This is a genomic window from Ilumatobacter coccineus YM16-304, assembly GCF_000348785.1.
Classification (GTDB): Bacteria; Actinomycetota; Acidimicrobiia; order Acidimicrobiales; family Ilumatobacteraceae; genus Ilumatobacter_A; species Ilumatobacter_A coccineus.
In genome coordinates this window covers 2,288,045-2,305,732 of the sequence record NC_020520.1, presented here as the reverse complement: position 1 = coordinate 2,305,732, position 17,688 = coordinate 2,288,045, and the positions used below count along the sequence as shown (strand labels likewise).

General features: G+C 67.9%; 19 protein-coding genes. 1 reads left to right on the top strand and 18 read right to left on the bottom strand.

The window, feature by feature from the left end:
- Position 1 precedes the first annotated feature (1 nt).
- The 9 genes from YM304_RS10425 to YM304_RS10385 all read right to left on the bottom strand — a co-directional run bounded on the left by YM304_RS10425 (position 2) and on the right by YM304_RS10385 (position 8,281).
- Positions 2–817, bottom strand: a complete 816-nt coding sequence (locus tag YM304_RS10425; RefSeq protein ID WP_015441647.1) for a hypothetical protein — start codon at positions 815–817, stop codon at positions 2–4.
- Positions 814–1,386 (bottom strand): DNA-3-methyladenine glycosylase, encoded by a 573-nt coding sequence (locus YM304_RS10420; protein WP_015441646.1) that lies wholly within the window; start codon positions 1,384–1,386, stop codon positions 814–816. Before YM304_RS10420 ends, YM304_RS10425 begins: the two co-directional genes overlap by 4 nt.
- 7 nt (positions 1,387–1,393) lie before the next feature.
- A complete protein-coding gene (gene argH / locus YM304_RS10415) occupies positions 1,394–2,845 on the bottom strand; it encodes an argininosuccinate lyase (protein ID WP_015441645.1) in 1,452 nt (483 codons plus the stop codon).
- A gap of 61 nt (positions 2,846–2,906) precedes the next feature.
- Complete coding sequence (argR, locus tag YM304_RS10410) at positions 2,907–3,371, bottom strand: arginine repressor (protein WP_015441644.1); 465 nt, start codon at positions 3,369–3,371, stop codon at positions 2,907–2,909.
- Entirely contained in the window at positions 3,368–4,300 is a 933-nt protein-coding gene (locus YM304_RS10405) for an ornithine carbamoyltransferase (protein ID WP_015441643.1), read from the bottom strand. Before YM304_RS10405 ends, argR begins: the two co-directional genes overlap by 4 nt.
- Complete coding sequence (locus YM304_RS10400) at positions 4,297–5,520, bottom strand: aspartate aminotransferase family protein (protein ID WP_015441642.1); 1,224 nt, start codon at positions 5,518–5,520, stop codon at positions 4,297–4,299. Before YM304_RS10400 ends, YM304_RS10405 begins: the two co-directional genes overlap by 4 nt.
- 42 nt (positions 5,521–5,562) lie before the next feature.
- Positions 5,563–6,510 carry an acetylglutamate kinase gene (argB, locus tag YM304_RS10395; RefSeq protein ID WP_015441641.1) on the bottom strand — a complete coding sequence of 316 codons (948 nt, stop codon included), beginning with the start codon at positions 6,508–6,510 and terminating at the stop codon, positions 5,563–5,565.
- Positions 6,507–7,535: an N-acetyl-gamma-glutamyl-phosphate reductase gene (gene argC, locus YM304_RS10390; RefSeq protein WP_015441640.1), complete on the bottom strand. Its 1,029-nt coding sequence runs from the start codon at positions 7,533–7,535 to the stop codon at positions 6,507–6,509. Before argC ends, argB begins: the two co-directional genes overlap by 4 nt.
- 89 nt (positions 7,536–7,624) lie before the next feature.
- Positions 7,625–8,281: a DUF4230 domain-containing protein gene (locus YM304_RS10385; RefSeq protein WP_015441639.1), complete on the bottom strand. Its 657-nt coding sequence runs from the start codon at positions 8,279–8,281 to the stop codon at positions 7,625–7,627.
- A 193-nt stretch (positions 8,282–8,474) separates the two neighbouring features.
- Between YM304_RS10385 and YM304_RS10380 the strand changes: the two genes are divergently transcribed.
- A complete protein-coding gene (locus YM304_RS10380; RefSeq protein WP_015441638.1) occupies positions 8,475–9,044 on the top strand; it encodes a YqgE/AlgH family protein in 570 nt (189 codons plus the stop codon).
- On the opposite strand, the gene YM304_RS10375 is transcribed toward YM304_RS10380, so the two are convergent.
- The 9 genes from YM304_RS10375 to YM304_RS10335 all read right to left on the bottom strand — a co-directional run bounded on the left by YM304_RS10375 (position 9,031) and on the right by YM304_RS10335 (position 17,608).
- Positions 9,031–9,861: a hypothetical protein gene (locus YM304_RS10375; protein WP_015441637.1), complete on the bottom strand. Its 831-nt coding sequence runs from the start codon at positions 9,859–9,861 to the stop codon at positions 9,031–9,033. The two genes, YM304_RS10380 and YM304_RS10375, sit on opposite strands and share 14 nt — an antisense overlap.
- On the bottom strand, positions 9,858–10,514 hold the full coding sequence (locus YM304_RS10370) for a potassium channel family protein (protein WP_015441636.1): 657 nt from the start codon (positions 10,512–10,514) through the stop codon (positions 9,858–9,860). The genes YM304_RS10375 and YM304_RS10370 overlap by 4 nt, the downstream gene beginning before the upstream one ends.
- Complete coding sequence (locus YM304_RS10365) at positions 10,514–11,902, bottom strand: TrkH family potassium uptake protein (RefSeq protein WP_015441635.1); 1,389 nt, start codon at positions 11,900–11,902, stop codon at positions 10,514–10,516. The genes YM304_RS10370 and YM304_RS10365 overlap by 1 nt, the downstream gene beginning before the upstream one ends.
- On the bottom strand, positions 11,899–12,297 hold the full coding sequence (locus tag YM304_RS10360) for an ACT domain-containing protein (protein WP_015441634.1): 399 nt from the start codon (positions 12,295–12,297) through the stop codon (positions 11,899–11,901). Before YM304_RS10360 ends, YM304_RS10365 begins: the two co-directional genes overlap by 4 nt.
- 7 nt (positions 12,298–12,304) lie before the next feature.
- A complete protein-coding gene (gene pheT, locus YM304_RS10355) occupies positions 12,305–14,674 on the bottom strand; it encodes a phenylalanine--tRNA ligase subunit beta (RefSeq protein WP_015441633.1) in 2,370 nt (789 codons plus the stop codon).
- Between the two features lie 50 nt (positions 14,675–14,724).
- On the bottom strand, positions 14,725–15,750 hold the full coding sequence (gene pheS / locus YM304_RS10350) for a phenylalanine--tRNA ligase subunit alpha (RefSeq protein ID WP_015441632.1): 1,026 nt from the start codon (positions 15,748–15,750) through the stop codon (positions 14,725–14,727).
- A 202-nt stretch (positions 15,751–15,952) separates the two neighbouring features.
- The gene (locus YM304_RS10345) at positions 15,953–16,291 is read right to left on the bottom strand and encodes a glyoxalase superfamily protein (protein WP_015441631.1); all 339 of its coding nucleotides are present in this window, start codon (positions 16,289–16,291) and stop codon (positions 15,953–15,955) included.
- A gap of 2 nt (positions 16,292–16,293) precedes the next feature.
- A complete protein-coding gene (locus YM304_RS10340) occupies positions 16,294–16,785 on the bottom strand; it encodes a YbaK/EbsC family protein (RefSeq protein ID WP_015441630.1) in 492 nt (163 codons plus the stop codon).
- Positions 16,786–16,849: 64 nt separating this feature from the next.
- Positions 16,850–17,608 carry a TrmH family RNA methyltransferase gene (locus YM304_RS10335; RefSeq protein ID WP_162142056.1) on the bottom strand — a complete coding sequence of 253 codons (759 nt, stop codon included), beginning with the start codon at positions 17,606–17,608 and terminating at the stop codon, positions 16,850–16,852.
- Between the last annotated feature and the right edge of the window lie 80 nt (positions 17,609–17,688).

Below are 17,688 nucleotides of genomic sequence, written 5' to 3'. Positions count from 1 at the left end.
GTCAGGCCGTGAGTTCGGCGAACAGTTCGTCGAGGAGGGGTGCCGCGAACGTCGGTCGCTGCCCGTAGCCGCTGACGACCGTGACCGCCGAACCGGCATGTGTTCCGCCGCCGACGCGCAGCACCGTGCCGGGCTCAGGCCCTTCGCGATCGACCACGGAGACCGACACCGACGACTGGATCAGACCACCGTGGAGCCAGTCGTGACGCGTCCGACTGAACTCGCAGTCCCACCCACCGATCTGCACGACTCGGGTGGTCTCGACCTCCTCCGACGCCGGCCCCTTCTCTCGCCACTCGGGTGAGGCATACTGCTCGACGGTTCGGCGGACCTCGGCGGCGTCTCGGTCCACGGCGACCCCGGTCGCAGCAGCGCCGGCGTCGACGACGTCGTCGAAGAAGCGTCGGAGGCGTTCGGTGAGCGCGTCGACCGTCATCGGGGCGATCTCGACCTGGCGATAGTCGTCGGGCAGCCATGAGCGCAGGGAGCCGGATGGTTCAGCGTTCGGACGCTGCATGGGTGTCGGATCGGCGTCCGACACGGTCGCACTGGTCTCGGGCTCGGGTTGCGGCTCGGGCTCGGGTTGCGGGCGGAGCGCGGCGAGCGCCTCGCGAAGCGTCGTGGTGGCGGCCAGCGCCGATGCGTCGGGAGCGTGATCAGGACAGAACCAGCCGGTGTCGGGAGGATGACCGACACGACCGTCGGCCGCTGCTGCCTCGCGCCATGCGATCGAGCGTTCGTCGCCGACGAACGTCAGCAGCAGACCGTCGGCCGGGTCGAATCGCTCGTCACACAGTTCGCAGATCGGAGGCTTCACGTGGTCGGCCCTTCCGCCGGCACACGGAACCGCCACGGCGTGTCGACGCCCTTCGAGATCCCGATGCGCGGTCCGACGAGCGGGTGTGGCGGCGGTGCGACGCCGTCGTCGAGTAACCGGACTGGACCGCCCGCGAGCAGGTCGGCGCCGTCGTGCGGCAGGCCGACACCGAAGGCCTGGCAGAGCTTGCCGGGCCCGTTCGACAGCTCCCGTCTCGGCCGGTCGCCCCGGCGCGCCGCGGCATCGTCGAGTCCGGATTCGATCGCGACCGAGCGGATCAGCACCGCCTCGCCCGACCCCTCCGGCCCGGTGACGACGTTCGCACAGAAGTGGATGCCGTAGCTGAGGTAGACGTACAGGTGCCCGGCTCGTCCGAACATCACCTCGTTGCGCGCCGTACGACCGCCGAACGTGTGGCTCGCCGGATCGTCCTGTTCGTAGGCCTCGACCTCGGCGATGCGCCCCGCCACCGTACGGCCGTCGACCGTCGACACGAGCAGCTTGTTGAGCAGCCAGGGGGCGACGACCGACGCCGAACGGGCGAGATCGGTGCGCCGGATGGCCGCCATCTCGTACTCAGCCAGCGCTCGCCAGTTCGCGAATCGAGCGCAGCTCGTCGGCGAGCATCGCCCGGTACGACTCGACCTGCACGTCTCGTGCCTCCGGGCCTGCGGCACCCCGACTCGAGCGCATGGTGACCCCGACGCCGGGGCGCACCAGCAGTGCGGCCTCGTCGCCGAGCAGCGGGTCGGCAGCGACCAGTTCCGACAGTGTTCCTTCACCCGCGAGGCATTTCTGGACGTGTGCACCGACCACGGCATGAGCTTCGCGGAAGGGCATGCCGCCACGCACGAGAAACTCGGCGAGATCGGTGGCGGCCATCGTCTCTTCGTCGGCGGCTGACTGCATCGCGTCAGCGTTGAAGGTCGCGGTGGCGATCATGCCGGTGAGCGCGGCGACCGCGAGCGTGACCTGCTCGACCGAGTCGAACAGCGGCTCCTTGTCTTCCTGGAGGTCTCGGTTGTACGCCATCGGCAGCCCCTTCAGCGTGGCGAGCAGCCCGGTGAGGTTGCCGATCAGGCGACCGCTCTTGCCACGAGCGAGTTCGGCGATGTCGGGGTTCTTCTTCTGCGGCAGCATCGAGGAGCCGGTCGAGTAGCCGTCGTCGAGTCGGGCGAACCCGAACTCTCCCGAGGTCCACAGCACCCATTCCTCGCCGATGCGCGACAGGTGGATCCCGATGAGCGCGAGGTCGAACACCGCTTCGGCCACGAAGTCACGGTCGCTCACCGCGTCGAGGCTGTTGTCGAACGGCTTGGCGAAGCCGAGGTCGTCGGCGTTGCCGACGGGGTCGATCGGCAACGACGAACCAGCGAGCGCTCCGGCGCCGAGCGGCGACACGTCGAGCCGGTCGATCGTGTCGAGCAGTCGGCTGACGTCGCGGCCGAGCGCCCAGCCGTGAGCCATCAGGTGGTGGCTCAACAGCACCGGCTGTGCACGCTGCAGGTGGGTGTAGCCGGGCAGATACGTGTCGCCGGCTTCGAGTGCCTGTTCGAGCAGCGCCTCCTGCATCTCGACGAGGCGCAGAGCCACGTCGCGGAGTTCACGCTTGCACCACAGGCGGAGGTCGGTGGCGACCTGGTCGTTGCGGCTCCGAGCGGTGTGCAGCTTGCCGCCGGCGGGGCCGGCGATCTCGGTGACGCGGCGTTCGATCGCGGTGTGGATGTCTTCGTCGCTGTCGGTGAACGCGAACGAGCCGGTCTCCATCTCGACCCCGACCTGGTCGAGTGCTGCGAGCACGGTGTCTCGTTCGTCGTCGGTGAGCAGCCCCACCCGGGCCAGGCCACGCACGTGCGCCTTCGACCCGATGATGTCGTCGCGCCACATGCGCTGGTCGTAGGGGAGGCTGACCGTGTACGCCAGCAGCGATTCGGAGGGACCGCCGGTGAAGCGCCCGTGCCACAGCGTCTTGGCTTGCGCCGGCAGTTCGCCGTCACGCGCGAATTCGTGTTCGTCGTCGAGATCCATCGTGGTGCTCCAGTGCGTTCGGTGTCAGGGGGGTGACGGGGAAGGAAGGGGGTGACGGTGCTCAGTCGAGCCCGGCGAGTTGTTTCAGGCGGTTGGCGAGCGCGGTGCCGTCGGGGTCGGCCGAGACGCACAGCATCGTGTCGTCGCCGGCGACCGTGCCGAGCATGCCCTCGATGCGACTGCGATCGAGGGCCGAGGCCACGACGTGCGCACAGCCGGGCGGGGTGCGAAGGATGACGATGTTGGCCGACTGGGCGACTTCACCGACCCACTCCCCCATCACCCGACGCAACTGGTCGAGCGGGGCCACGCGGTCGGGGGCCATCTCCGGAATCGCGTAGACGGTGTTGCCGCTCGGCACACGCACCTTGATCGCTCCGATGTCTTCGAGATCGCGTGACACCGTGGCCTGGGTCGCCTCGATTCCCTCGGTGGCGAGGAGTTCGATCAACTCGGGTTGGCTCGTGACCTCGTGTTCGCCGATCAGGCGGGTGATCGACGTCTGGCGTTGCACCTTGGTGGTCATGCTCGCTCTCCGTTGCGACGGGCGAATGCGAGCACCGCCCGGGCGGCGTGCATCCGGTTGTGGCCCTGTTGGAAGACGACCGATTGCGGGCCGTCGATGACGTCGGCGGTCACTTCGAAGCCGCGGTAGGCCGGGAGGCAGTGCATGAACACGGCATCGTCGGCGGCAAGCGACATCATCGCGGCGTCGACCGCGAACCCTTCGAACATCCGACGACGGACTTCCTTCTCCGCCTCCTGCCCCATCGACACCCACGTGTCGGTGTGCACGGCGTGAGCGCCGGCCACGGCATCGTGCGGGCGAGCCGTCTGCAGCACGTCGCCCGATCCGATCAGCGAGAGCCGTTCGAGCTCGGCTTCGTCGGCGGCGAAGGCCGGCGGACACGAGATGCGGACCTTCATACCGAGCAGCAGCGAGATCTCGGCCAGCGACCGAGCGACGTTGTTGTAGTCGCCGATGTACGCAACGGTCTTCGACTCGAGTTCGCCCAGTCGTTGGCGCATGGTGAGTGCGTCGGCGAAGGCCTGTAGCGGGTGCGACCGATCGGAGAGCATGTTGACGACGATCGTGCTCGCACCGTCGAGCGAGTCGACGGCGGCGACCAGCCGATCGAGGGTCGCGTGGTCGAACACGCGAGCCGCGATCACCTGGTGGTAGCCCGCCATGATCTTGCCGATGTCTTCGACCGGTTCACGGGTGTCGAAGCCGACCTCCTCCCCTCGCGTGTAGACGGGGTGGCCGCCGAGCTGTGCGACCGCCATCTCCATCGAGTGGCGGGTCCGGTTCGACGGCTTCTCGAAGATCAGCGCGGCACCGGCGCCGTCGAGCGGGCGGCCGAGCGACTCGATCGGTCGTTCGGCGAGGTCGAGGATCGAGACGATCTCGCTCGCGGTGAAGTCGGTGACGTCGAGGACGTGACGGCGCGTCATGCTTCGGCGCTCGCGTCGATCTGCGCCGTGAGTGCCTCGGCGATCATCGCGACCGCTTCGTCGATCTCGGCGTCGCTCACCGTGATCGGCGGAAGCAGCCGGATCGTGGTCGGGTTGACTGCGTTGACGATCAGCCCGGCGTCGAGCAGGTGGAGATAGGCCGCTTTCGCGTCGAGTCCGTCGGCGAGCTGCACGCCGAGCATCAGGCCGCTGCCGCGCACGTCGGCGACCCCGGCCACCCCACGCAACGCTTCGACGATCCGGCGCCCCTGAGCCACCGACCGTGCCGGGGCGTCGATGCGTTGCATCTCGTCGATGGTCGCGTTGACCGCTGAGCAGGCGATGGCGGTTCCGGAGTAGGTGCTGCCGTGGTCGCCGGGCTGGAACACGGCGGCGACGTCGGTGCGTGCCCAGCAGGCGCCGACGGGCATGCCGTTGCCCATCGCCTTCGCCATGGTGACCACGTCGGGTTTGACACCGGCGTGCTCGAAGGCGAACCACCGTCCGGTGCGGGCGAAGCCGGTCTGGATCTCGTCGACCATCATGAGTGCGCCGGTCTCGTCGCAGATCTCACGAACGGCCTGCAGATAGTCGCTCGACGCCGGGTTGACGCCGCCTTCGCCCTGGATCGGTTCGATGAGCACGGCGGCGACCGAGCCGTCGACGGCGGAACGGAGCGCGTCGATGTCGTTCCAGGCGACGTGCCGGAAGCCTTCGGGCATCGGCTGGAACGGCTCGTGCTTCTCGGGCTGTCCGGTGGCGGCGAGGCTGGCCAGAGTGCGGCCGTGAAAGCTGCCGAGCGCGCTGACCACGGTGTGGCGGCCTCGCCCGCCGTGTTTGCGCGCGAGCTTGATCGCGCACTCGACCGACTCGGCGCCGGAGTTGGTGAAGAACACCTGTCCGCTGTGTCCGGTCGCAGATTCGAGGAGCCCGTTCACCTTGACGGCCGCTTCGGTCGCGACCGGGTTGGCGAAGAAGTTCGAGACGTGCATGAGGCGTTCGGCCTGGTCGGCGACGGCCTCGGCGACGATGGGGTTGGAGTGGCCGATCGACACGACGGCGAGACCGGTGAGGAAGTCGAGGTAGCGCTTGCCGGTCGAGTCCCACAGCTCGGTGCCGCGGCCTCGGTCGAACATCACCGCCGGTGGGCCGAAGACCGGCATGAACGGGCATGCGGCCATCGGTGCGTGTTCGAATTGGTGGCTCGGGGTGGTGGTCATGCAGGTGAGGCGCTTTCGTTCGATGGTGTCACGTTCTGGGCGTCACGTGCTGGGCGTGACGGTCTCGGCGAGGTGGGCGTCGAGTTGGGCTTGGTCGGCCATGACCATCGTGCCGATGCCGTCGTCGGTGAAGAGTTCGAGCAGCAGTACGTGCGGGATCCGGCCGTCGAGGATGTGTGCTCGGCCGACCCCGTTGCGGACGGCTTGCAGGCAGCTCGACACCTTGGGGATCATGCCGCCGGCGATGGTGCCGTCGGCGATCATTCCCTCGATCACGTCGGCGGTGGTCTGGCGGACGAGGCTGTTCGGGTCGTCGAGGTCGGTCCGGAGACCTTCGATGTCGGTCATGTAGACGAGCTTCTCGGCGCCCATCGCTTCGGCGATCGCTCCGGCGACGGTGTCGGCGTTGATGTTGTAGGCCTGCCCGGTCTCGTCGCAGCCGATGGTCGCGATGACGGGGATGAACTCGTCGTCGAGGAGCCCGTTGAGCACCTCGGGGTTGATCGACGTGACATCGCCCACGAAGCCGAGTTCGGGGTTGCGCTGCGTGGCTCGGATGAGTCCACCGTCGACGCCCGACACGCCGACGGCGTAGTTGCCGTGCACGTTGATCGCCGCCACGAGTTGTGGGTTGACCTGCCCCTTCAAGACCATGCGTGCGATGTCGACGGTCTCCTTGTCGGTGACGCGCAGGCCGTTGACGAACTCGCTCTCCTTGCCGAGCCGTTTCATCAGCTCGGAGATCTGCGGGCCGCCTCCGTGCACGACGATCGGACGCATGCCGACGAGGCGCATCAGCACGATGTCTTCGGCGAAGAGCTCGAGTGCGTCGTGGTTGGAGGTGCCGGCGAGTGCGTTGCCGCCGTACTTGACCACCACGGTCTTGCCGGCGAAGCGGCGGATGTAGGGCAGCGCTTCGACCAGGGTCGAGGCCTTGACGGCCGGGTCGGTCCTGGTTTCAGGGGCGTTGGATGCGGGCGGGTTGGTCACGGGGCGACTCCGACCATGGTGAGGCCTGCGGTCTCGTCGAGACCGAGTGCCACGTTCGCCGCCTGGAGTGCTCCGCCGGAGGCACCCTTGGTGAGGTTGTCGATCGAGCACATCGTGATGACGCGGCCGGTGCGTTCGTCGAGCGTCGCCCAGACGTGTGCGGCGTTGGAGCCGAGCACCGACTTGGTGGCGGGCGGCCCGTCGAGCACCGACACGAACGGTTCGCCGTCGTAGAACGTGCGCATCGCGCCGACGAGTCGCTCGGCCGAGCAGTCTGCGGCCGGCGTGGCGTAACAGGTGGCGAGGATGCCGCGACTCATCGGCACGAGGTGTGGTGTGAAGAGCACCTGAGCGCCCACTTCCTGCTCGATCTCGGGCGTGTGACGGTGGTGCAGCAGACCGTAGGCGACGACGTTGGAGTCGATGTTGGTGAACACGTTGGTCTCGGTCGGCGTGCGTCCCGCTCCGGTGATGCCCGTGACGTTGTTGACGATGACGCCGGTGTTCTCGACGAGGCCGGCCTCGACGAGCGGGCGCAGGGCGAGCGTGGCGGCGGTGACGTGGCAGCCAGGCGTCGCGACGAGGCGAGCGCCTGTCAACAGGTCGCGATGGAGTTCGGGGAGCCCGAACACCGCCTCGGCGAGCAGTTCGGGCTGGGTGTGCTCGAAGCCGTAGAAGGTCGGGTAGTGCGATGCGTCGCTGAGTCGGTAGGCGGCCGAGAGGTCGACCACACAGCCGACCTCACCGACGATCTGCGGGGCCAACTCCATCGATGCCGCGTGCGGCAGGCCGAGAAAGACGAGGTCGAGGCCGCTCAATGCGTCGGCGTCGAACTCGGTGAACACCAGGTCGGGGTAGGCGGTGTGCAGCGAGGGGTACAGGTCGCCGACGCGTCGCCCCGCCATCGAGTCGCCGGTGGCGGCGACGAGTTCGATGTTCGGGTGGTTCGCGACGAGCCGCAACAGCTCGGCGCCGGTGTATCCGGACGCGCCCACGATGGCGGTCCGGATGGTCTGTTCACGCATCTGCATGATCATACAGATGCGTGAATGTTCATGCAACGACCGTGCGGATCCCTGTCATGTCATGTCATGTCACGTCACGTCACGTCACGTTAGACGCCCGACGGCATCTCGAACACGACCTCGACGTCGTCGACGCCGACTCCGCCCAGCAACGTGGTGAGCATCTTCTCGGTGTTCTCGCGTGCTCGTTCGAGCAGGTCGCTCTCGCCGACCCCGGCGATCATCTTGTTCTGGGCTTCGACGATCAACGACTCCTCGGCCGTCGGATTGTCGCTGAACACGCCGCCGAGCCGGTCGAGGACGCCGCGGTCGCGATTCATCACGCCGCTGTTCTCGAAGTCGATCACCGGTTCGCCGATCGACGGCGCCGGCAAGATGATCGTCGCCTGGTCGTTGTCCTCGTCGAAGATGATCGAGTCGTCGGTGAGCCCGGCGAAGTCGACCGTGGCGTCGACGCTGCCGACCGCCACGTACTGGACCCGGTCGCCGGCGATGAACCCGGGCACCCACTTGACGTCGTTCTCTCGATCGACGATGACCTCGAAGTCAGCCTCGGCGGCACGGAACTCGGCGAGATCTCGGAGTTCGGTCAACACGACCGGTGGCGAATGATCCTTGCTCTCGGACGTGAACGGGAACGAGATGTCGAACAGCCCCGGCCCGATGACGCCGAAGGCGAGCATCCCGACCACGGCGATGGCTCCGAGCCCCAACAGGCCGGGTCCTCTGCGATCTCTGCGTGACATGATTTCCTTTCTGGATGCGCGGGCGGCGCGAGCCGATCGCGCATCGGGGCGAACACCGAGGGACGCTCGGCACCGTCGGAAAGTCGCGAGGAAACGCCGTGTTGCTCCCGTCACATCACCGGACACCGGAGGCGCCACGGGCTTCTCCGGCGACCGGGTGCTCGGGAGCGTCGGAAGACGGCAGACTGGAGCCATGTTCGGGACATCGGTGCAGACGAAGGGTCGCTTGCTCGTCGCCACGCCTCCGCTCGAAGACCCTCACTTCGACCGCACCGTGGTGTACGTGCTCGAACACCACGAGGACGGTGCGATCGGCGTCGTGCTCAATCGTCCGACCATCGAGAGCCTCGACGAGCCGCTCGACCGGTGGATCGACCTGCAGTCGGTGCCGTCGTCGGTGTTCGGTGGTGGTCCGGTCGAGACCACCGCGTTGATCGCGCTCGCCACGACGAAGGAACCACTGAGCGACGACCACGAGCACCTCTCCCCCATCTCGGGTGAGATCGTGTCGGCCGATCTGTCCGCCGATCCGGCGATCGTCGCCGCGTCGGTCGACGCCGTGCGGATCTTCCGCGGGTACGCCGGTTGGGGCGCCGGTCAACTCGACGGCGAGATCGCCGCCGGCGCCTGGCTGGTGCTCGACGCCGAAGCGGGTGACGTGTTCTCCGACGACCCCGAAGACCTGTGGCACGCGGTGCTGCGACGTCAGCCCGGCCGCCTGTCGTGGCTGGCCCTGGCTCCCGACGACCTCAGTCTGAACTGAGTCCGCGGAGCCGCTCGAACTCGGCGGCCCGGGCACAGAGCGGCTCGATGGCCATGATCGCCTCGCCGAGCAACTGCGACGCCCTGGTGCGGTCGGGACGTGACACCACGACGATCAACTCGACGTCGTCGAACACAGCGAGACGTCCGACCCCGGTGAGCCCGCGTTCGGTCCGCACCATGATGACCGGCACCGTGGTGACCGGGAGCGCATCGACGGCCCACGTGGCCAGCTTGCCGGGCTCGGCGACCGAGGTGAACTCGGGTGCCGACCATCGCGGCTCGACGAACCGATCGCCGTCGAGTCCGGTGAACACGACCGCATCGGCATGGAGCAACTCACGGAGCCCGACGGTCGCCCGCCGGAGGATCTCGTCGCGGGTCAAGGGTCCGCTCAGATCGGTGATGACGTGACGCAGCGCTCGCTCGCGCTCGCCGTCCTCCTCGTGGAACTCGAGATCGTGGACGTCTTGGCGTGAACGCTCGAACAGCAACGTCATCGAGCCGACCAGCAGGAACGACAGCCCGACCAGGACGCGGTTGGCAACGGTGAACCCGCTGGTCTCCCCGACGTCGATGGCATTGGCATACCCCGCTGCGGCGTTGGCCGCGAGCGACAGCACGATCGTCCAGACCGTGAGGGTGCGGGTGAGCAACACCGCCGACACGACGATCGGGATGTTGTAGATGATCGACACGACCAGCGCCTGGTCGCTGTTGAGATCGACGACGAGGCCGACGAACAGCAACGCCATGCTCCCGTACGTCGCCACCACCGGACGTGTGGCGAAGCGAGCGATCGACGAGATCCACTTCATCGCGGCAGGTGCTCTCTGAGCGTGTCGAGATCGCTGTTCTTCCCGATCACCACGATTCGGTCACCCGAGGCGAGCGCGAACGACGCACCCGGCGACACGATCACGTCGCGACCGCGGTGCACCGCAAGCACCTGCACACCGAACCTGGCCGGCAAGCGGAGCGTTTCGAGTGTCCCGACGAGGAGGTCGCGGACATCGAGTTCGACGATGCTGTTGTCGGGGCCGAGTTCGAGCGACGCCACCTCACTGGGCGACGCCAACTGCATCGCGAGACGAGCGCCCATGTCGTGTTCGGGCCGCACGATCTCGTCGGCGCCGACGGTGGCGAGGATCCGGGCCATCGATCGATCGTTGGCCTTGGCGATCACGTATCGCGCTCCCCCGGCCTTCGAGCCGACGGTGGCGAGAATGCTCGCTTCGAGGTCGTCGCCGATCGCCACGATCACCACTTCGAAGTGAGCCAGACCGAGCCGGTCGAGCGCTCGTTCGTCGGTGGCGTCGAGCACCGCTGCGTGCGTGACGTGCCCCATCACCGCCTGCAGTTCGGCTTCGTCGCGGTCGACGGCCACCACCTCGTGACCGAGGTCGTAGAGGGTGCGCGCGACTGCGGATCCGAAGCGTCCGACGCCGATGACGAGGTACTGCCCGATCATCAGCCGACCACCACGTCTTCGACCGGATGACGCATCGTGGTCGGCCGCTCGCGACTCACCAGCGCCAGTGCGAACGTGAGCAGTCCGATGCGGCCGACGAACATCAACATGATGACGATCAGTCTGGCGGAATCTCCGAGTTCTGCTGTGATTCCGACCGACAAACCCACGGTGCCGAGCGCCGAGATCGTCTCGAACAACAACGACTGCAGCGCGATGTCGGGTTCGAGCATGGCCAGCATCGTGACGGCGGCCCCGCCGACAATCGCCGCACCACCGGCGATGGCAGCCGCACGTGCGACGGTCTCCTGGGCGATTCGCCGGTGGAACACCGTGGTGTCGGCCCGTCCTCGCAGGGTGCTCCAGATGCTCAGCACGACGACGTAGAACGTGATGGTCTTGATGCCACCTGCGGTCGAGCCCGGGTTGCCACCGATGAACATGAGCAGCATCGTGACCAGCAGTCCGGCAGTGGTGAGATCGCCGTAGTCGACGGTGTTGAACCCGGCGGTGCGCGGCGTGACCGACTGGAAGATCCCGGCCAGCACGCGACCGGGTGCCCCGAGCGCACCGAGCGTGTCGTCGTTGTTCCACTCGGTGATCAGGATGAGGCTCGCCCCCGCCGCGGTCAGGAACGCCGTCATCGACACCACCATGCGGGTGTGCAGGGTGAGCCGTACTCGCGGCGACGACCGCTGCGACCATCGGTACAGGTTGGTGATCACCATGAAACCGAGACCGCCGACGACGATGAGGAGCATCACGGTGACGTTGACGATCGGGTCGTCGACGTAGCCCATCAGGCTGTCGCTGTTGAGCGAGAATCCGGCGTTGTTGAACGCCGACACGCTGTGGAACACCGCGTGCCAGGCTCCGGTTCCGATGCCTTCGGTCGAGGCGAAACGGCTGTAGAGCAGCAGCGCCCCGGTGATCTCGGCGAGCGCAACGACGACGGCGATCGATCGCACCAGTGCGACGATGCCGCCGGCATCCGACCCGGTCACCTGCTCCTGCACCTTCAGACGATCGCCGACACCGAGCCGGCGTCCCGTGGCGAGCGCGAGCAGCGTGCCGATCGTGAGCAGGCCGAGGCCACCCAACTGGAAGAGGAGCAGGATCACGAACTGCCCGAACCCACTGAAAGCGGTCCCGGTGTCGACCACGGCCAAGCCGGTGACGCACACGGCACTCGTGGCGGTGAACAGCGCATCGAGCACGCCGATGCGACGGTCGCCGTGCGACACCGGGAGGGCCAGCAGCAGCGTGCCGAGTGCGATGGCGCCGGCGAACGAAAGTGTGATCAGGCGGGTCGGCGTGGCGAGCGATCGTGAGCGACGCGCCACGACCCGGCGGACGCCCGATCGCTCACCGCCGCGCCGATCGATCACCGCAGACCGATCAACGCCTCGATCGCGTCGTCGGCGCGGTCGCTCGGTACGAGGAGGTGATCGTGGCGGAACCCGGCGAGCACGTTGCACGAGATCCCCTGCTCGCCCAACGCCACGCTGAACGCTGCGGTCAGCCCGACCGCTTCGAGGCTCGACTGCACGGTGAGCGAGAGCCACGCCATGTCGACCACCACCGGGAGGCCGAGGCGGCGGGCCTCGGCGACGTCGAGCACGAGCGTCGTCGACTCGTCTTCGACGATCATCGCGTGGGCGACGGCGAGCTGCTCCGCAGTCGCCTCATCGACCTCGACGAACGTGAACGATCCCGGGCGACGTTCGACGTCGAGCGACGACAACATCTTCCGCAGGTCGGTTTCGCCCGGAGCGCCGCTCATCGAAGACTCAGCTCCGCAGCTCGGCGCCGAGTTTGATCGCCGCGGCTTCGACGCCACGGCGGACGTCGGCGATGTCAGCATCGGTGAGGCTCCGGTCGGGAGCCTGCAGCCGCAGGCGGAACGCCAGCGAACGTGCGTCGGCACCGACGGAGACGCCGCGGAAGTTGTCGAACAGGTCGAGGTCGACGAGCAGCTTCCCAGCGCCCTGGCGGATGGCCTTGTCGAGCTTCTCGGCAGCGATCGAGTCGGGCAGCTTGAACGCGAGGTCGAGATCGCTCGACGGTTGCCGGCTGGTGGCCTTCCATTGCACCGGCTTCGGCTCGCGCGCGAGGAACTGATCGAGGTCGATCTCGAGGATCGCGACCCGTTCGGTCACGTCGAATGCAGCGAGCACGTCGGGAGCGACCTCGCCCACGGCCCCGAGCGGCTGCTTGCCCGCCTGCAGCGTGGCGGAGCGGGTGGCGTGCAGTCCGGGTGGCACCTTGCTCTGATCGATGCGGGCTCCGCCGCCGAGTGTTGCGGTGAGCTCCCGCCAGACCTGGAGCGCGGCGGGCGCTGCTTCGCCGGCCAGCACCACCGTGAGGGCTTCGTACTCGGCGGGGAGTTCCCCGTCGCTCGGCGGGTACACGTGGCCGATCTCGAAGAACCGGGCGCCGGTACGACGGTGCGACTCGTTGTACGCGATGGCCCGGAGCAGGCCGGGTCGAAGCGAGGTGCGCAGCACCGACTCCTCGGTCACGAGCGGGTTGGTGATCGAGATCGCCTCGCTCGGCAGACCGGCCTTCGCGAGCGTGTCGGGTGCCAGGAACGGGTTGGGCATGGCCTCGGAGACGCCGAGACCGAGCAGCACGCTGCGGACGAGGCGGCGGCGCTGCTGGCGTGCGGTCAGCCCACCGGGCTCGATCGACTTGGGGACGCTCGCGCCGAGCCGGTCGTAGCCGTAGTGGCGGGCGATCTCCTCGATCACGTCGATCTCGGCGGTCGAATCGAGGCGCCAGGTCGGCAGGACGACCGTCCGGGTGTCGCCGGTGCCCGACACCGTGTAGCCGATCGGGTCGAGGATCGCCGGCAGGTCGTCGGCGGTCAGCGACGTGCCGAGGATCCGGTTGACGTTCGCGATGCGCACCTCGGTGTACCGCTCGGCGGGCGGGAGGTGCTCGTCGTCGCGTTCGTCGATCGCGCCGTCGTGCACGGTGAGACCAGGGCACGTCTCGCCGAGCAGTTCGACGAATCGAGCGATGGCCGTCGGCATGCCGTGCGGGTCGACACCGCGCTCGAAACGCTGCGAGGCCTCCGAGCGGAGACCGGTGCGGGTGACCGTCTTGCCGATCGGCGACAGGTCGAACCACGCCATCTCGAGCGCGACCGTGGTCGTGGAGTCGGAGATCTCGGAGTCGAGGCCGCCCATCACACCACCGAGTCCGATCGGCGTGTCATTGGCGTCGCAGATGAGGAGGTCGTCGGTGCCGAAGGTGCGGTCTTCGCCGTCGAGGGTGACGAGGTGCTCGCCGTCGGCGGCTCGGCGCACGCGGAACCCACCTCCGCCGAGCGTGTCGAGGTCGTACGCGTGGTTGGGTTGGTTCAACTCGAGCATCACGTAGTTGCTCACGTCGACGACGTTGTTGATCGGGCGCATTCCGGCCGCGGTGAGGCGGCTCGCCATCCAGTCTGCCGACGGCTTGACCTCGACGCCCGAGATCACGGTGGAGGTGAATCGGGGGCAGCGAGCGGGGTCGAGCAGTTCGACCGGCGCCGATCGAGGTGCGCCGGTCACGTGGAGGGTCGGTGTGGGCGGGCGGAATTCGACGCCGAGCTTGGCGGCGAGGTCGCGGGCGATGCCGACGTAGCCCCAGCAGTCGGGCCGGTTGCGGGTGACGTTCGCGTCGATGAGCACGTCGGGCTGGATGTTCAGTGCCTCGCCGTACGGCACGCCGAGCGGGGTCCCGGACGGGAGCAGTCGGATGCCGCTGTGGTCCTCGCCGAGGCCCAGTTCCTGGGCCGAGCAGAGCATGCCTTCCGAATCGATGCCGAGGATGCCGCGGCGCTCGATCGTCATCCCGTTCGGCATCGCGGTACCGAGCGTGGCCAGGGGAACGATGTCGTCGACCGAGATGTTGTCGGCGCCACACCACACGTGCAGTTCGGTGCCGTCGCCGGCGTCGACGTACACACGCTGCACCTTCGCAGCATCGGGGTGCGATTCGAGCCGCAGGATCCGTGCGGTCACGACGCCATCGACGGTGTCGCCGACGCGATCGATCGATTCGACTTCGAGACCGAGCGACGTGAGGGCCGCAGCGACGCGCTCGACGGCGGCGGCGTCGGTCGGGTCGCCGAAGTCGCCGTACTCGTTCAGCCAGGACAAGAGAATTTTCATGGTTCAACTCCAGGTTGAAGACCCGAGACGACGTCTCGGGCAGCGAGCGGTCAGAATTGCGAGGTGAAGCGGAGGTCGTCCGCGTACATGGCACGGAGATCGTCGACGCCGTGGCGCATCAGGGCCATGCGGTCGATGCCGAAACCGAAGGCGAATCCGCTCCACTCCTCGGGGTCGATGCCGCCGGCACGGAGAACGTTGGGATGCACCATGCCGCAGCCGCCCAGCTCGATCCACGAGCCGTCGGGGCGTTGGATGTCGAACTCGGCCGACGGTTCGGTGAACGGGAAGTAGTCGGGCCGCAGCCGCGAGTTCCAGTCCTTGCCGAAGAACGCGGTGGTGAACGCCTGGATCGTGCCGGCGAGGTCGGCCATCGAGATGTTGCGGTCGATGACCAGCCCCTCGATCTGATGAAACACCGGCATGTGGGTGGCGTCGGGCGTGTCGCGTCGGAACACGCGCCCCGGAGCGACGATGTAGATCGGCGGCTCCTTCTCGAGCATCGTGCGGATCTGCACCGGTGACGTGTGGGTGCGCAGCACGGTGCTGCCGGGCGCTCCGCCTGGCGGTACGTGGTCGACGAACAGCGTGTCGAACTCACCGCGAGCCGGGTGCCCCTCCCCCATGTTGAGCGCTTCGAAGTTGTGCCAGTCGGTCTCGACCTCGGGGCCTTCGGCTACCTGGAAGCCGAGGCCGACGAAGACGTCTTCGAGCCGTTCCCACGCTTGGGTCACCAGGTGTGCCTTGCCGCGGGTCGGCTTGCCGACGTATTCGGTCAGGTCGAGTCGTTCGTTCTCGACCTGGGCGGCGAGGGCGGCGGCGTTGAGCGCCGATCGCTGTTCGTCGAGGGCGGCGTCGACGGCGGCCATCGCCTCGTTGATCGCTGCCCCGGCGGCCTTCTTCTCGTCGATCGAGTCGAGCGACCCCAGCCGCTTCTTGAGACCGGCGAGCTCCCCCTTCTTGCCGGCGAAGCGCGTCGTCATCGATGCGACCGCGTCAGGGGTCGAGGCCGAGGCAATCTCGGCGAGAGCGGCGTCACGAGCCGAGGTGATTTCCGTGAGGATGTCCGGGTTCAAGGGGTGTCCTTTCGACAGAGTTGGAGCGTACGGGTGCTGCGTCGTGCAGTCGTTGATGGTCCCCGGACGAACTCAGGACGTGGCGCAGGAGCGAGTGGCCATTCCCCGGTTCAGCCGGGGCACGAAAATCGCTGCAACTGTGTCGTCACGGCCGAAAGCGTAGCGGCGGTGGGACGGGGCGAACGTGACCGTTTCGCGACGATCACTCCGGGTTGCGGGCCTCGGCGAGGCGGATGCGGTTGCCATCGGGGTCGGTCACCTCGATGTCGCGTCCCCACGGCATGTCGTCGGGAGTCGTACCGAAGTGCGCCGCGAGCGGGTCGATCTGCTCGACCCACACGTAGATCAGGCCCGGACCCGGCGCATCGCCGGTGTGTTCGGAGAGGTGGATCACCGCATCGTCTCGCTGGATGCCGACGTAGGCCGGCATGCCGTCGGCGAAGCGGTGCTCGAAGATCTGCTCGAACCCGAGTTGGGCGTACCACTCGACCGATCGAGCGGCATCGGCGACCCGGAGGATGGGGCAGATCTGCGTCGACATGGTCAGTCGGCCGCCGGGGGTGGGATCTTGGCCAGGTCGTCGACGACGTCGGCGCCGAGCGCGCTGAGGATCGCCGGCGGGCCGTACACCTTGCGGTCCCGTGATCCGCCACCCAGGATGATGCGGTCACGCTCCATCACCCGAGCGTCGACCCAGATCGGCAAGTCGGTCGGCAGGCCGATCGGCGTGACGCCACCGATCTGCATGCCCGTGATGGCGACGGTGTCGTCGCCGCTCGCGAACGACGCCTTCTTCACACCGAAGCGCTTCCGCACGGCCTTGTTCACGTCGAGCCGAGTGGTGGCCAACACGACGCACGCGGCGTACACGGGCGGATCGGACTTGCCGACCACGACGATGGTGTTGGCCGAATCTTCGGGCGAATAGCCGTAGGCCTCGCAGAACTGCGCGGTGTCGGCCAGGTCGGGGTCGCAGGCCACGATCTCGTACTCCACGCCCGTCGAGTCGAGCGCGTCGGTCAGCGGGTCGGCCATGCGCCGAGCCTACAAACGCTCATTCGTCGTGAGCGGGCACGTTCGAGCCGGGCCGATGCCCGAGTCACGTACGTTGGCGGGCGACTTCGAACACGAGCACCGTCGTGGCCATCGCGACGTTGAGCGACTCGGTGCGTCCACGATGCGGGATCGTCAGCCAGAGTCCGATGGGGCCGACCTCGTCGTTCCACTCGTCGGGGAGCCCTGCGGCCTCGTTTCCCATCACGATCGCGACACGCCCGGTCAGATCCGCAGCGGTGTGCGCCACGACCGAGCGACCCGGAAACGCGTGGCTGGTGGTGCCTGCCAGCGTGAGCCCGGCATCGGCGACCTGTTCGAGCGTGGCGGTCACGACCGGCACGTGGAAGATCGCGCTCGCGGAGGCGCGGACGACCTTGGGGTTGTACACGTCGACCGAGCCGGGCGTGAGCACGACGGCGTCGGCGCCGGCAGCTTCCGCCGAACGGAGAATGGTGCCGAGGTTGCCGGGGTCGTTGAGTTGGTCGAGGACGACGACGAACGAGGCATCGCGCAGCACGTCAGCCGACGACGCCGTCGGCATCTCGCAGACCGTCAACGGTGCCTGCGGGTTCTTCGTCGAACCGACGCGTTCGAACACGCCGTCGGCCAACTCCTGGACCGGCCCTGCCCCCTCGATGCGCACGCCGGACCCCTCCGGCACGAACTGCATCAGACAGTTCCACCCAGCGGCCACGGCCTCGGCGGTCGACACCGGCCCCTCGATCACGAAGCGGCCGTCGTCGTGGCGGGCGCTGCGTTGCGCCAGCAGCTTGCGCAGCGCCTGCACGGTGGAGTTGTTCATGCTCAGCGGGGTCATCATCAGCCTTTCGCCGCCGCACGGTACCGAAACACCCAGAGACCGAAACACCGAGCGACGGAAAC

Bases quoted from the DNA above. Each gene is read 5' to 3' on its own strand.
- YM304_RS10340 (WP_015441630.1), bottom strand. From the start codon at position 16,785: ATGGCCGACCCGCTGACCGACGCGCTCGACTCGACGGGCGTGGAGTAC.
- YM304_RS10345 (WP_015441631.1), bottom strand. From the start codon at position 16,291: ATGTCGACGCAGATCTGCCCCATCCTCCGGGTCGCCGATGCCGCTCGA.
- YM304_RS10370 (WP_015441636.1), bottom strand. From the start codon at position 10,514: ATGATCGGGCAGTACCTCGTCATCGGCGTCGGACGCTTCGGATCCGCA.
- pheT (WP_015441633.1), bottom strand. From the start codon at position 14,674: ATGAAAATTCTCTTGTCCTGGCTGAACGAGTACGGCGACTTCGGCGAC.
- YM304_RS10380 (WP_015441638.1), top strand. From the start codon at position 8,475: ATGTTCGGGACATCGGTGCAGACGAAGGGTCGCTTGCTCGTCGCCACG.
- YM304_RS10405 (WP_015441643.1), bottom strand. From the start codon at position 4,300: ATGACGCGCCGTCACGTCCTCGACGTCACCGACTTCACCGCGAGCGAG.
- YM304_RS10335 (WP_162142056.1), bottom strand. From the start codon at position 17,608: ATGAACAACTCCACCGTGCAGGCGCTGCGCAAGCTGCTGGCGCAACGC.
- argH (WP_015441645.1), bottom strand. From the start codon at position 2,845: ATGGATCTCGACGACGAACACGAATTCGCGCGTGACGGCGAACTGCCG.
- YM304_RS10375 (WP_015441637.1), bottom strand. From the start codon at position 9,861: ATGAAGTGGATCTCGTCGATCGCTCGCTTCGCCACACGTCCGGTGGTG.
- YM304_RS10420 (WP_015441646.1), bottom strand. From the start codon at position 1,386: ATGGCGGCCATCCGGCGCACCGATCTCGCCCGTTCGGCGTCGGTCGTC.
- YM304_RS10385 (WP_015441639.1), bottom strand. From the start codon at position 8,281: ATGTCACGCAGAGATCGCAGAGGACCCGGCCTGTTGGGGCTCGGAGCC.
- YM304_RS10400 (WP_015441642.1), bottom strand. From the start codon at position 5,520: ATGACCACCACCCCGAGCCACCAATTCGAACACGCACCGATGGCCGCA.
- argC (WP_015441640.1), bottom strand. From the start codon at position 7,535: ATGCGTGAACAGACCATCCGGACCGCCATCGTGGGCGCGTCCGGATAC.
- YM304_RS10360 (WP_015441634.1), bottom strand. From the start codon at position 12,297: ATGAGCGGCGCTCCGGGCGAAACCGACCTGCGGAAGATGTTGTCGTCG.
- argR (WP_015441644.1), bottom strand. From the start codon at position 3,371: ATGACCACCAAGGTGCAACGCCAGACGTCGATCACCCGCCTGATCGGC.